Genomic DNA, 12,939 nt, shown 5'->3' on the forward strand with positions numbered 1-12,939 from the left:
GAATTGCTAGTTTAAATCATGACGCAAACCTATAACGCTGATGCCATTGAGGTCCTCACCGGGCTTGAGCCGGTTCGCCGCCGCCCGGGGATGTACACCGATACGACGCGCCCAAACCATCTGGGCCAGGAAGTTATTGATAACAGTGTGGACGAAGCGCTGGCGGGCCATGCCAAACGCGTTGACGTCATTCTGCACGCCGATCAGTCGCTGGAAGTCATCGACGACGGGCGCGGCATGCCGGTGGATATCCATCCGGAAGAGGGCGTGCCTGCCGTTGAGCTGATCCTCTGTCGTCTGCACGCGGGCGGTAAGTTCTCCAACAAGAACTACCAGTTCTCCGGTGGTCTGCACGGCGTGGGCATTTCCGTGGTGAACGCCCTATCCAAACGCGTGGAAGTGAACGTCCGCCGCGACGGCCAGGTCTATAACATCGCGTTTGAAAACGGCGATAAGGTGCAGGATCTGCAGGTTGTCGGCACGTGCGGCAAACGCAACACCGGCACCAGCGTCCACTTCTGGCCTGACGAAAGCTTCTTCGACAGCCCGCGTTTTTCCGTTTCTCGCCTGACGCACCTGCTGAAAGCCAAAGCGGTGCTGTGCCCCGGCGTGGAAATTACCTTTACCGATCACGTTAACAATACCGCACAAACCTGGTGCTACGCCGACGGTCTGAACGACTACCTGTGCGAAGCGGTAAACGGCCTGCCAACGCTGCCGGAAAAACCGTTTGTCGGTAACTTTAGCGGCGATACCGAAGCCGTGGACTGGGCGCTGCTGTGGCTGCCGGAAGGCGGCGAGCTGCTGACGGAAAGCTACGTCAACCTGATCCCAACCATGCTCGGCGGTACGCACGTCAACGGCCTGCGCCAGGGGCTGCTGGACGCGATGCGTGAGTTCTGCGAATACCGCAACATTCTGCCGCGCGGCGTGAAGCTGTCGGCGGAAGATATCTGGGATCGCTGCGCCTACGTGCTCTCCGTGAAGATGCAGGATCCGCAGTTTGCCGGTCAGACCAAAGAGCGCCTGTCGTCACGCCAGTGCGCGGCGTTCGTTTCCGGCGTGGTGAAAGATGCGTTTACCCTGTGGCTGAACCAGAACGTTCAGGCGGCAGAGATGCTGGCCGAAATGGCCATTTCCAGCGCCCAGCGTCGTCTGCGCGCCGCGAAGAAAGTGGTGCGTAAAAAGCTGACCAGCGGCCCTGCGCTGCCGGGCAAGCTGGCGGACTGTACCGCGCAGGATCTCAACCGTACCGAGCTGTTCCTCGTGGAAGGGGACTCGGCGGGCGGATCGGCCAAGCAGGCGCGCGATCGTGAATATCAGGCGATCATGCCGCTCAAGGGTAAGATCCTGAATACCTGGGAAGTCTCTTCTGATGAAGTGCTGGCCTCGCAGGAAGTGCACGATATTTCGGTGGCGATCGGCATCGATCCGGACAGCGACGATCTGAGCCAGCTGCGCTACGGCAAGATCTGTATCCTCGCGGATGCGGACTCCGATGGTCTGCACATCGCCACGCTGCTGTGCGCGCTGTTCGTGAAGCACTTCAAAACGCTGGTGAAAAACGGTCACGTCCACGTGGCGCTGCCGCCGCTCTACCGTATCGACCTCGGCAAAGAGGTTTACTACGCGCTGACGGAAGAAGAGAAAGCGGGCGTGCTGGAACAGCTGAAGCGCAAGAAGGGCAAACCGAACGTGCAGCGCTTTAAAGGGCTGGGCGAGATGAACCCGATGCAGCTTCGCGAAACGACGCTTGATCCGAACACGCGCCGTCTGGTGCAGCTGACGATCAGCGACGAAGACGAGCAGCAAACCAACGCCATGATGGATATGCTCCTTGCCAAGAAACGTTCGGAAGACCGACGCAACTGGCTGCAGGAGAAAGGCGATATGGCGGATATTGAGGCCTGATGCCCTCACCCTAACCCTCTCCCGCCGGGAGAGGGAATGGATCGTAGGCCCGGTAAGCATTAGCGCCACCGGGCTTTTTTACATCAAAACTCCATCTTCACCGTAAACTGCACTTCGCGCGGATCGCCAATCTGGTTGCCCAGGTTGTTGGTCGCAATGGACGACGTGTAGTAGGTCTTATCAAACAGGTTTTTCACGTTTACCTGCAGCGTCACCGGATACTGTAGCTTCATCTTGTACGCCGCAAACGCGTCCGCCACGAAATAGCCCGGCAGATAATAATCCGCACCGTTGGTTGCTGAGCGACGGCTTACGCCGTGCCCGCCGCCGCCCAGCGTCAGGGTATTGCCGGCAAACGCATTGTGAATATCGTAGGTCAGGAACAGGGAGCCGGTATGGCGCGGCACGTTCGGCAGCGGTTTGCCCGCATAGTCCGGATCTTCCAGCACCTTCGCGTCGGTATAGCCGTAGCTGGCGATAATGTTGGTGTTCTCGGTCAGCGACCCGGCGAGATCCACCTCCACGCCCTGCGAGCGCACGCGGCCCGCTGTTTTGGCGACGGTTTCATCACCCACGCTCTCGGTGTACAGCACGTTGCGCTTGTGGATATCAAACAGCGCAATATTGGCGGTAATGCCGTCGAACAGGTCAAACTTAGCGCCTATTTCATACGCGTTTGATGTTTCCGGCGGCAGGTCGCCGATGTAGCTCGCAATGGACGACTGCGGCATAAACGTCTGGGAATAGTTGGCAAACAGCGAGACCGCCGGGGTGAGCTTATAAACAAGACCCAGCTTCGGCGTCCACTGGTCGTCGCGGCTGTCGGTGTTCACGTTAAACGGACGGCCTTTGCCCGCGTACTGGGTGTAATACTGATAGCGCATTCCGGCGACGGCGATCCACTTATCGGTCAGATACAGCGCGTCCTGCGCGTAGGCGGAGTAGCTCTCCTGCTTAATGGTTTGATCGCTGTCGGATGCCGAGACGGTGGTGCACTTGCCGAGGCTGCCGTAGCTCGGGTGGTAAATATTGAAATCCTTAACGTTCTTACAGCGGATCATGTCCGTACGCAGCAGATCGTAATTCTCATACGACACGCCGGTCAGGATCTCATTGTAAAAGCCCGCGATGTCCACGTTTCCCTGTAGATCCGCGCGCGTCGTGTGCATACGCTGGGTCGAGCCCTGGGTCGCATCCACGCGGCGGGTCAGGTTGCCGGTTTTTGAATCGTAGGCCATCACGCGGGCCTGGTTATCGCTGTATTTATCCTGGCTGTAGCTGTAGTCGAACTTCGCGGTCCACTGGCTGTTTAGGCGATACTCCGCGTTGAGCTGAGCGAGATCGGACTGGCCGTCGGTCACGTTAAACGGTTCGTCGAAGCGGGTTTTGCGATCGACGTTGACGGCCTTTTTGGTGTTGAGATCGAAGATCGTTCCGCGATCGAACGGCGTTTTATAGTCGCGATGCGAATAGAGCACGGTCACGGTGGCATCGTCGCCGAACCAGGTCAGCGCCGGGGCAATAAAGGTGCTGCGTTCGTTGCCGAAATTACGCCAGTAATCCTCGTCCTGATATTCGCCCGTCAGGCGATACGCCAGGCGCGTGCCGTCAATCGGGCCGGTAACATCGATCTGTCCGGTGCCGCCGCCAAAGCTGGAAGAGGTAGCGGAGAGGGAACCGCCGAAGGTTTTCTCCGGGCGTTTGGTGATGACGTTGATCAGGCCGCCCGGATCGAGAATGCCGTAAAGCGTCGAGGCCGGGCCTTTCAGCACCTCCACGCGCTCGGTTGCGGCATTAAAGCTGCGCGGCAGCACGGTGCGCAGGCCGTTGGTCATGATCGAGCCGTCGCGGTTCGCGCCAAATCCGCGGCGCACGAAGGCATCCTGCGTACCGCCCAGGGTGTTGGTCTGCACCACGTTGCTGACGTTATAGAGCGCTTCGTCCAGCGTGGTGGCATGCTGATCCTCCAGCACTTTATCGCTGACGGTATTGACCACCTGCGGGATATCCAGCATCGGCATGTTGGTTAACGTCGCGGTGGAGGTATTCAACGGCTGATAGCCATTCGTGGCCTCCGCCGTCGTATTTGGATCGGCGGTGACGGTAAGCGTTTCGCCGCCTTTAGCCGCAGTGTTATCTGCTGCCTGCACCAGCGGCGCCATGAACAGCAGTGAAAAGAGCGCGCGCCCTTTTACCCCAGAGAGTGAAGGTGTGAACGTAGCCATTACATCTGTTATCCCGAAATATCCCGCGAATGACGTTTCGCGGAAAAATGTGTGAGTCATTGCCCTTTACGGTCTGTCCGTTAGCCACGGTGGGCATCGGACATGTAATTGAGAATCATTCAATCATGCGCGAATGTAGTAGTAAATGGAAAAAATAAAAAATCGACTACAACATTTAGCCGGGCGTATAAGCGCAGCGGGATGATTATTAATTTATTGAATTAAATGCTTTTTAAAGTCATTCCTTGTTCATTTTCCCTCAGGCTTATCCCTGGTTTTATCAGGGTGTTTCTTCTCTTGACTACTACATGGCACAGCGTCAAACTCTCAAAAGAGAATGATTTTTATTTATATTTGTTGCGCTTTTTTATTACGTTGGCATTCACGTGGCTCACAACACAAAAAAACCGGGACTGGTTCTGGAGAACCTCTCTGCGGGCTATCAGAAAAAAATCATCGTTGATGATATCTCCCTTGCGATCCCACAGCAGAAAATGACCGTGCTGGTAGGGGCGAACGGCTGCGGAAAATCCACGCTGCTGAGCACCATTGCGCGTTTGCTTCAGCCGCTTGGCGGCGCGGCAGTTCTCGACGGCAAGGCGATCCACGAGCAGCCGACCAAAGCCGTCGCCCGCCAGCTGGGTATCCTGCCGCAGTCTCCGCTGCTCCCGGAAGGGTTGACCGTCTTTGAGCTGGTCTCGCGCGGGCGTTTTCCCTGGCAGAACTTTATGCGCCAGTGGAGCGACGAGGACGAGCTGGCGGTGGAAGAGGCCCTGCGCCTGACCGGCACGGCGGAGTTTGCCCATATGCCGGTGGAAAGCTTATCCGGCGGCCAGCGTCAGCGCTGCTGGATCGCCATGGCGCTGGCGCAGCAAACGCCGTATATCCTGCTTGACGAGCCCACGACGTTTCTCGATCTCCGCTATCAGGTGGAGATCCTGGAACTGCTGCACACCCTGACCCGCCGGCACGGACGTACCGTCGTGGTGGTGCTGCACGATCTCAACTTCGCCGTAAACTACGGCGATTCGCTGGTCTTTTTACGCCAGGGGAAAGTTGAAGGCGTATTGCATGAGGGCGATGTCTGCACGCCGGAGCTGATCAAAGCGGTGTTTGATGTCGACGTGCATATGTCCATAAACCCGTTGACCGGCAAGCCGTTCTTTATGCCGTTTCGCCAGAGTACCGTTCAGCCATGATGCGCTCCTCTCTGGCCTTTCCGATCTTCGCACTGCTGCTGGCGCTGGGCGCGATTATGCACCTGGGCATCGGCGCACGCTTCATCGCCCCGCAGACGGTGGTGGAGGCATTCTTCCATTTCGATCCGCGCAATTTCGACCATAACGTCATTATCAAATTAAGACTGCTGCGCCTCTGCGCCGCGATGGTGACGGGCGCCGCGCTCGGCGTGGCGGGCGTGCTGCTGCAGTCCGTGATCCGCAACCCGCTCGGCGAGCCGCATATTCTGGGGCTCAACGCCGGGGCCGCGCTGGCGGTCGTGATTACCAGCGCGCTTGGGCTGTCGCTGCCGTTTGGGCGCCCGCTCGTTGCCGCCGCCGGTGCCGCCGCGCTGTTTTTGCTGGTGCTGATGTTCTCCTCGTCCGGTCGCACCGGGCTTACGCCGATGAAGGTCACGCTGTGCGGCGTGGCGATGTCGGCGTTTGCCTCGTCGATTACCGCCGCGGTGCTAATCCTCGATGAACAGACGCTGCTCGCCATGCGCACCTGGCTGGCAGGGGACCTGGCCGGGATCAACGTGCAGACGCTCCGGAGCGCCCTGTGGGCCGCAATAGCCGGTTTTGTTCTCGCCATCGGGCTGTCGCCCTCGCTCAACATGCTGGCGCTGGGAGACCGGATGGCGCAGGGGCTTGGCGTGTCGCTGCTGAAAACCCGCCTGCTTGCCCTGCTGGCCATCGCGCTGCTCTGCGGCGCGGCCGTCTCAATTGCCGGGCCGATTGGCTTTATCGGCCTGGTCGTGCCGCAGCTCATTCGCCGTCTGGTGTCGGTGGATTTACGCGTTATGGTGCCGCTGTCTGCCCTGTGTGGCGCGCTGGTTCTGCTGCTGGCGGATATCGCCGCCCGCACGCTGTTTACGCCCTGGGAGCTGGCAACCGGCATCATGACGGCCCTGGTCGGCGCACCCGTATTCATCTTTATGGCATCGAGGATGTTCAAATGAACCGGGCCGGATTCCGCGCGATCCGTATTGGCCGTTTATCGGCGCTGGTTCGCCCGAGGGCGCTGGCCTGCCTGACGCTTTTAGCGCTGGTGGCGTTAAGCCTGCTGGGCTTTGGCCTGACGCACGGATCTCTGCCTGTTCCCACCTCTGCCATCGGGCGGGCGCTGTTTTCTCCTGAGAGCCTGACGGCGGAGACGCGCTACATCGTGATGGATATCCGCCTGCCGCGCCTGCTGATGGCGGTGCTGTGCGGCGCGATGCTCGGCATGGCGGGGGCGGCAATGCAGTCCATCACCCGCAATGGTCTGGCCGATCCCGGGCTTATCGGCGTGAAGGAGGGCTGTAGCGCGGCGGTACTGCTGCTGATTTTTCAGTTCCCGGCGCTGGGCCTGGCCTGGCGTCCTCTGGTCGGCATGGCCGGTGGGCTGCTTACCGCGCTGCTGGTTATCGCCCTGGCGCGCGATATCTCGCGCCCGCGATTTATCCTGATCGGCATCGGCGTGTCGTGGGCGTTTGCCGCCGCAATGGGCGTCTTTATCACCACCGCCGACGTGCGCGACGTGCAGACGGCGATGCTGTGGCTGGCGGGAAGCCTGCATGCGGCAAACTGGACGCTGGTGGGGTTAGCCACGCTCTGGGCTGCCCCCGCGTTTGCGCTGCTGCTGTTTACCGCGCGGGCTGCGGACGTGGCGTTGCTCGGCAATCAGGCCGCAGCGGGCCTTGGCGTGCGCATAACCCGGCTGGCGCTGCTGCGGGTTCTCGCCCCGGTGGTGCTGACGGCGGCCTGCGTCTCGTGCGTAGGCAGTATAGGTTTCGTGGGGCTGATTGCCCCGCATATGGCGCGCCTGCTGCTGCGCGGTGGGCAAACCGCGCTCCTGACGGGAAGCGCCGTGCTGGGCGCGCTGCTGGTGCTGCTGGCGGATAACGTCGGACGTCTGGCGTTCCTCCCGCTGCAGCTGCCGGCGGGAATTGTGATTTCACTGATTGGCGGACCGTTTTTCCTGCTGCTGCTCTGGCAGCGTCGGGACAGATTTTAGGGGACTAAAATGCGCGTAGTGTTTTCGATGCTGTTGCTGGTGGGGTTCGCGGTGGGTGCGGCGGAGCCGACGCAGACGTTTACTGACGATCTTAACCGAAAAGTGGTGGTACCGGTTCATCCGAAACGGATTGTCTCTTTACACGATCTGGATATCACCATTCCGCTGATTGAGCTTGGCGTGCCGCCGGTGGCAAGCCATGGCCGCACGCGGCCGGACGGCAGCCACTTTCTGCGCTCCAGCGGCATGTTGACCGGCGTCGACTTTGATAATTCCGACATTAAGTTTATCGGCACGGCCGATATCGACATTGAAGCCATCGCCGCCGCAAAGCCTGACCTCATCGTTACCGAGCCGACCCGCAACACCCCGCTGGAACAGCTGGCAAAAATTGCCCCGACGGTGAGCATCGATCATCTCGACGGCGGTGCGCCGGAGATCTACCGCAAGCTGGCTCAGCTGACGGGAACGCAGGCGCGGCTCAAGGTTCTGGAGCGGCGCTATCAGGAGCAGATTAAGGCGCTGAAGGCGACAATTGATACCAGCAAGGTGACCGTGTCCGTGATTCAGGCGAATCAGGGAAAGATTAATGCCATGCACAGCTACCACTCGCTGGGCCGCGTGTTGCGCGACGCCGGGTTCATCTTCCCGCCGCTGATTGAGTCCATCCCGGACGGAGGGCGCATCGACGTCAGCGCCGAGCGCCTGCCGGAGCTGGATGCCGATTTCGTCTTCGCCACCTGGCGCGGGGATACGGGCGGTAAACCGCAGGACGAGCTGGCGGCGATGGATGCGGTCATGCCGGGCTGGTGTCAGTTCCTGAATGCCTGCAGAACCGGGCATTACGTGCTGATCTCGCGTGAAGAGGCCATCTCGAATTCGTACGCCTCGTTAGGGCTGATGGCCGCGCAGGTGCAGTCGCAGATTGCCGGGCGTCCGCTGCCGGAGGCGTCACGGTGATCCGCAAAGAGAAAGGGCGCGTGGATGTCTATGGTGACCGCTTCCGCGCGCGTGCGCATCAGCTGACGCCGCGTCTGCTGCAGGTTGCACGCTATATCCATGACAACCGCGAGGCGGTGATGGAGCAGACCGCCATGGAGATTGCCGCCGTATTGAAAACGTCGGATGCCACGGTGGTCCGCGCCATTCAGGCGCTGGGTTTCGCCGGGCTGCGCGATCTCAAGCAGACGCTGGAGCAGTGGTTTGGTCCGGTGGTCACCTCAAGCGAAAAGATGTCCACCACGGTGAATACGCTCGCCAGCGACGTCAACGCGAGCATTGATTTTGTCCTGGAGGGGCATCAACACACCTGCGAGGTGTTATCCGAGCCCCACAACCGCTACGCGATGGCGCAGGCGGTCTCTCTGCTGGCGCAGGCGAGGCAGGTCGCCATATTTGGCATTGGCGCCTCCGGCATTCTGGCCGAGTACACCGCCAGGCTGTTCAGCCGCATGGGGTTACCCGCCACGCCGCTTAACCGCACCGGGATAGGGCTTGCCGAGCAGCTGATTGCGCTTCAGCGCGGCGACGTGCTGGTGATGATGGCGCAGAAATCCGCGCACCGGGAGGGGCAAACCACCCTGCGTGAAGCAAAACGTCTGGGCATTCCAACTATCCTGCTGACTAACGCCCTTGATTCGCGTTTCAGCAAGGAGGCCAGCGTGGTGATCCACGTTCCGCGCGGCGGCGAAAAAGGCAAAATCCCGCTCCACGGCACGGTGCTGCTGTGTCTGGAGATGATCATTTTATCCGTCGCCTCCACCGAGCCGCAGCGCACCATCAAGTCGATGAAGCGCATCAACGAGTTACACCGTGGGTTAAAGCCGGGGAAGAAAAGCACCTAAAAACAAAGCCCGGTAGCGCTGACGCTCACCGGGCCTGGATCTGTTCTCCCTCTCCTTTCGGGAGAGGGCGGGGGAGGGGAAACTTAAACCCCTTGCTCCAGAATGCGGATGTGGGTTTCCAGCACGTCACCCTTCACCGCGTCGCTCCACGCTTTCATGTGCGCGGTCTGCAGGTGCGCTTCAAGATGCGCGACGGTTTCCCACTGCTCAACCATGATGATCGAGTCTGGCGCGGTCGCCTGGAAGCTGGCGTCAGTGGCGGCATCCACCATCGGCGCGTAGCCGTGGCAGCCTTCTTCTTTCAGTACGGTCGGGATAATTTTCGCGAACTGATCCAGCACCGCCTGACGGTGATGTTGACCTGGACGAGTACGGATTTCTGCGATTACGGTAAGCATGTTTACTACTCCTTTAATTCCAGGCTACCAGTTAAGCAAAAATTTCCGCGAGATGCTTGCGATATTCTGCGATATAGCTCGGGACGTCAGGCATTTTAATCACGTCGTTGACGATAAAGGTCGGCAGCGGATCCATGCCCAGGAACTGGTTAGCCTTGTGGAACGGCAGGTACGCGCCGTCGACGCCCACGCCTTCGAAGAACTGATCTTTATCGGTGAAGGCTTCCAGCGGGGCGTTCCAGGTCAGCGAGAGCATATATTTTTTGCCCTGAATCAGGCCGCCCGAGCCGTATTTTTTGGAGGCGTCAGAGCGGGTGCGGCCATCGCTGGCATACAGTGAACCATGACCTTCGGTGAACACGTCGTCCATGTATTTTTTCACGGTCCACGGCGCGCCCATCCACCAGCCTGGCATCTGCCAGATCACCACATCAGCCCACAGGAAGTTCTGCACTTCGGCCTTCACGTCATAATTGCTGTCTGCACGCACGACCTTAACATCATGCCCGGCGTCGCGCAGGAAACCGTCCGCGACCTCGGTCAGGGTGTCATTCAGCTGGCCTTTAGAGTGCGCAAATTCTTTTGCACCGTTGATAATCAGGATATTGCTCATTATTTGTCCTCGATGATGAGAGTATGGCCAGTATTCTACGCGCGAGGACGGTGCGGTAAAATGAGCAAAATGTGCAAAGTCTTTTGCGTTAAACGCAATAATCCCTTACCAGCTGACCTTCACTTCAAAACCGCCTTCAGGGGCATTGCCCAGCGAAACGCGCATCCCGTGCAGGGCGGCGATGCGTTTTACAATGGATAACCCCAGCCCGCTGCCCGTGGCATCCTGACCCGGCGGGCGATAAAAGCGCTCGCCGATGCGCGCCAGCGCGTCAGGTGAAATGCCTGGGCCGTTGTCGCGCACGGTAAAGCCACGCGCGTCCAGCGTCACGTCCACCACGCTGCCGCGCGGACTGTAGCGAATCGCGTTGTCCAGCAGGTTGCGCACCAGCAGGCTCAGGAGCAGCTGCTGGCCCGTGCGTGTCACCTCTGGTGCATGGATGTTCAGGCGAATATCAATGCCCGCCTGCTGCGCCGGATGCCAGATATCCAGCACGGCCGACTGCAGCAAGTCGGCCAGGGGAATCGGTTCGACATCGTCAAGGTTATCCAGCGAGTCCAGACGCGACAGCGTGAGGAGTTGATCCACCAGCCGGGAAGCGCGGTCGATGCCCGCATGCAGCTGCGTCAGCGCCTTTTCCCGCGCCTGCGGATCGTCATGAGAGAGCTGGGCCACGTCAGTTTGCACCTTCAGGGCCGCCAGCGGGCTGCGCAGCTCGTGGGCGGCATCGGACGTAAAGCGGCGCTCGCGGATCATCATCTCCTGGGTGCGCGCGAAGAGATGATTCAGCGAGTCGAGCAGGGGGCGTACTTCCGTAGGGACACCTTCGGTCGGCAGTTTATCGGTGGCATCCGGCGAGCGGGAGCGCAGGGTCTGCGCCAGCTTTTTCAGCGGCTTAAGCTCCCGACTCAGGAGGACGATCAGCAGCAGCAACATCACGGGCAGCGCCACCAGCCAGGGGGTCAGCTGCGAGCTGACCACGTCCAGCGCCATCTCCTGGCGGTACTCCCATTCCTGGCCGACCACCACGCGGTACTTCCCGTCGGGTGAGGTTAGCCATAAAAAACGCCACTCGTCGTTGTCGCCCTGCAGCTGCCCGTTATCGAACCCGTCGCGGCGATAGTGGTACGGAATATCGCGTCCGTTTTCACCGTCGTTGAGGAGCATTTTGCCGTCGACGGCGTAAATGGCGAAAGCCAGCGCGTCGTCGTCCAGACGACCGTGCTTCACTTTTTTCGGGATCTCGCGCATGCGTTCGGGGGCGCGGATCTCGTCCAGATCCATCGTCAGCAGCCGTTTAGCAAACAGCATCTGCTGGGTATCGAACAGCTTGTCGAGCTTGTGGGTCGTCTGCTGCCAGGCAACCAGGCTGGCGGCAAACCAGGCCGTCAGAGACAGAAGTAAAAAGAGAAGCGTCAGGCGCAGCTTCAGGCTCAGTTTCATGCGTCACCCAGGGTGTAGCCGATGCCGTGCACGGTGCGGATAAACTCGCTCCCGAGCTTGCGGCGCAAATGATGGACGTGAACCTCGATGGCGTTGCTGGAGACGTCGTCGTCCCAGGTATAGAGTTTTTCCTCGATCAGCTTTCGCGGCAGCACCCGACCGGCGTTACGCATTAACAGCTCCAGCAGCGCGAACTCTTTCGGCTTGAGCGTCAGCGGCTCACCGTCCAGCGTGGCGACGAGACGGGTTGGATCGAGCGTGACCTTCCCGTGACGCAGCTCGCTACTCGCCTGGCCGTGGCTGCGGCGGACCAGCGCTTCGAGGCGGGCACCCACTTCGATCAGCGCGAACGGCTTACAGAGATAATCATCCGCGCCAAGACGTAGCCCTTCGACGCGCTGGTTAAGCGCATCCCGCGCCGTCAGAATCAGTACCGGCTCGCTGCGCCCGCTCTCGCGCCACGCGCGCAGGATGTCCAGACCGTCAATTTCCGGCAGCGTCAGATCCAGCACCACGGCATCATAGGGTGCAGAGGAGAGCGCGGCCTGGCCGGTTTTACCGTCGGTAAACCAGTCCACGCTAAAACCCTTTTTGCTCAACCCCGCCTTGATACCGTCGCCGATTAACCTGTCGTCTTCTACCAGTAAAATGCGCATGTTCCCTCCTTGATGTCGTCAGTAAACCCTCTGTAAGCGCCTGCTGTACAGCAATAATAAATAAATTTTTCCCTTAAGAAGTTGTTAAGGATTACCCTGTTAAATGGATTGCGAAACGACATTAAAGGGAGAGATGAAGATGAAAAAATTCGCTGCAATTGCTGCCATCATGATGATGACCACCGCGCCGGTCTTTGCTGCTCAGGGCGGTTTTACTGGCCCATCGGCCACACAGACCCAGACGCAAACTCAGCAGGGCGGTTTTGTCGATAACAACGCCAACCTCACCACTGCGGCAAAAGTGAAAGACCTGAAGGACGATGCCTGGGTGAAGCTGCGCGGGAACATCACCGAGCGCCTGTCCGATGACCGCTACACCTTCCGCGATGAGTCCGGCACGGTCGTAGTTGAGATTGACCACAAGCGCTGGAACGGCGTGACCGTCACTCCGCAGGATAAAGTTGAACTGCAGGGTAAAGTCGATAAAGACTGGAACGAGTTTGAAATCGACGTGAAGCAGGTTATTAAGCTGAACAAATAACCCGAAATGGGCCGCCTGTGCGGCCCTTTTTCTTTGTGACTCAATTCATCAGATGAGGTAGTATCTGCGGCAATATTGCCTGAAACCCTTCG

Annotated in this window: 12 protein-coding genes; 7 read left to right on the forward strand and 5 right to left on the reverse strand. The window is 59.5% G+C overall.

Features of this window, described 5'->3' with window-relative positions:
* Positions 1-18 precede the first annotated feature (18 nt).
* Positions 19-1,911, forward strand: coding sequence for a DNA topoisomerase IV subunit B (parE, locus tag M2422_RS17860; RefSeq protein WP_029740698.1), 1,893 nt, complete (start codon positions 19-21; stop codon positions 1,909-1,911).
* Positions 1,912-1,994: 83 nt separating this feature from the next.
* Here the strand turns inward: parE and M2422_RS17865 are convergent, their stop codons facing one another.
* Positions 1,995-4,136 carry a TonB-dependent siderophore receptor gene (locus M2422_RS17865; protein WP_064673318.1) on the reverse strand — a complete coding sequence of 714 codons (2,142 nt, stop codon included), beginning with the start codon at positions 4,134-4,136 and terminating at the stop codon, positions 1,995-1,997.
* A gap of 386 nt (positions 4,137-4,522) precedes the next feature.
* Between M2422_RS17865 and M2422_RS17870 the strand changes: the two genes are divergently transcribed.
* Genes M2422_RS17870 through M2422_RS17890 form a run of 5 tightly spaced genes read left to right on the forward strand, consistent with a single transcriptional unit; the run spans position 4,523 to position 9,196 of the window.
* Complete coding sequence (locus M2422_RS17870; protein ID WP_048979118.1) at positions 4,523-5,335, forward strand: ABC transporter ATP-binding protein; 813 nt, start codon at positions 4,523-4,525, stop codon at positions 5,333-5,335.
* Positions 5,332-6,315, forward strand: coding sequence for an iron ABC transporter permease (locus tag M2422_RS17875; protein WP_064673317.1), 984 nt, complete (start codon positions 5,332-5,334; stop codon positions 6,313-6,315). Before M2422_RS17870 ends, M2422_RS17875 begins: the two co-directional genes overlap by 4 nt.
* Positions 6,312-7,352: an iron ABC transporter permease gene (locus tag M2422_RS17880; RefSeq protein ID WP_064673316.1), complete on the forward strand. Its 1,041-nt coding sequence runs from the start codon at positions 6,312-6,314 to the stop codon at positions 7,350-7,352. The genes M2422_RS17875 and M2422_RS17880 overlap by 4 nt, the downstream gene beginning before the upstream one ends.
* 9 nt (positions 7,353-7,361) lie before the next feature.
* On the forward strand, positions 7,362-8,312 hold the full coding sequence (locus M2422_RS17885) for an iron-siderophore ABC transporter substrate-binding protein (RefSeq protein ID WP_064673315.1): 951 nt from the start codon (positions 7,362-7,364) through the stop codon (positions 8,310-8,312).
* Complete coding sequence (locus M2422_RS17890) at positions 8,309-9,196, forward strand: MurR/RpiR family transcriptional regulator (protein ID WP_064673314.1); 888 nt, start codon at positions 8,309-8,311, stop codon at positions 9,194-9,196. Before M2422_RS17885 ends, M2422_RS17890 begins: the two co-directional genes overlap by 4 nt.
* Before the next feature lie 83 nt (positions 9,197-9,279).
* Here M2422_RS17890 and M2422_RS17895 read toward each other — a convergent pair whose 3' ends face one another.
* The 4 genes from M2422_RS17895 to qseB form a co-directional block, all read right to left on the reverse strand.
* Positions 9,280-9,594 (reverse strand): putative quinol monooxygenase, encoded by a 315-nt coding sequence (locus tag M2422_RS17895; RefSeq protein ID WP_008502984.1) that lies wholly within the window; start codon positions 9,592-9,594, stop codon positions 9,280-9,282.
* A gap of 31 nt (positions 9,595-9,625) precedes the next feature.
* Positions 9,626-10,207 carry an NAD(P)H-dependent oxidoreductase gene (locus M2422_RS17900; RefSeq protein WP_023333418.1) on the reverse strand — a complete coding sequence of 194 codons (582 nt, stop codon included), beginning with the start codon at positions 10,205-10,207 and terminating at the stop codon, positions 9,626-9,628.
* A gap of 105 nt (positions 10,208-10,312) precedes the next feature.
* Positions 10,313-11,650: a quorum sensing histidine kinase QseC gene (gene qseC, locus M2422_RS17905; protein WP_064673313.1), complete on the reverse strand. Its 1,338-nt coding sequence runs from the start codon at positions 11,648-11,650 to the stop codon at positions 10,313-10,315.
* Positions 11,647-12,306, reverse strand: coding sequence for a quorum sensing response regulator transcription factor QseB (gene qseB / locus M2422_RS17910; RefSeq protein ID WP_064673312.1), 660 nt, complete (start codon positions 12,304-12,306; stop codon positions 11,647-11,649). The genes qseC and qseB overlap by 4 nt, the downstream gene beginning before the upstream one ends.
* Before the next feature lie 139 nt (positions 12,307-12,445).
* On the opposite strand from qseB, the gene M2422_RS17915 reads away from it, so the two are divergent.
* Entirely contained in the window at positions 12,446-12,847 is a 402-nt protein-coding gene (locus M2422_RS17915) for a YgiW/YdeI family stress tolerance OB fold protein (RefSeq protein ID WP_023309189.1), read from the forward strand.
* The last annotated feature ends 92 nt before the right edge of the window (positions 12,848-12,939 follow it).

The sequence above is a fragment of the Enterobacter sp. SLBN-59 genome, from assembly GCF_024807915.1.
Classification (GTDB): Bacteria; Pseudomonadota; Gammaproteobacteria; order Enterobacterales; family Enterobacteriaceae; genus Enterobacter; species Enterobacter asburiae_B.

Excerpts from the sequence above, each read along its gene's own strand:
- M2422_RS17915 (WP_023309189.1), top strand. The coding sequence starts at position 12,446 with ATGAAAAAATTCGCTGCAATTGCTGCCATCATGATGATGACCACCGCG.
- M2422_RS17895 (WP_008502984.1), bottom strand. The coding sequence starts at position 9,594 with ATGCTTACCGTAATCGCAGAAATCCGTACTCGTCCAGGTCAACATCAC.
- M2422_RS17865 (WP_064673318.1), bottom strand. The coding sequence starts at position 4,136 with ATGGCTACGTTCACACCTTCACTCTCTGGGGTAAAAGGGCGCGCGCTC.
- M2422_RS17900 (WP_023333418.1), bottom strand. The coding sequence starts at position 10,207 with ATGAGCAATATCCTGATTATCAACGGTGCAAAAGAATTTGCGCACTCT.
- qseC (WP_064673313.1), bottom strand. The coding sequence starts at position 11,650 with ATGAAACTGAGCCTGAAGCTGCGCCTGACGCTTCTCTTTTTACTTCTG.
- qseB (WP_064673312.1), bottom strand. The coding sequence starts at position 12,306 with ATGCGCATTTTACTGGTAGAAGACGACAGGTTAATCGGCGACGGTATC.
- M2422_RS17875 (WP_064673317.1), top strand. The coding sequence starts at position 5,332 with ATGATGCGCTCCTCTCTGGCCTTTCCGATCTTCGCACTGCTGCTGGCG.
- M2422_RS17885 (WP_064673315.1), top strand. The coding sequence starts at position 7,362 with ATGCGCGTAGTGTTTTCGATGCTGTTGCTGGTGGGGTTCGCGGTGGGT.
- M2422_RS17880 (WP_064673316.1), top strand. The coding sequence starts at position 6,312 with ATGAACCGGGCCGGATTCCGCGCGATCCGTATTGGCCGTTTATCGGCG.
- parE (WP_029740698.1), top strand. The coding sequence starts at position 19 with ATGACGCAAACCTATAACGCTGATGCCATTGAGGTCCTCACCGGGCTT.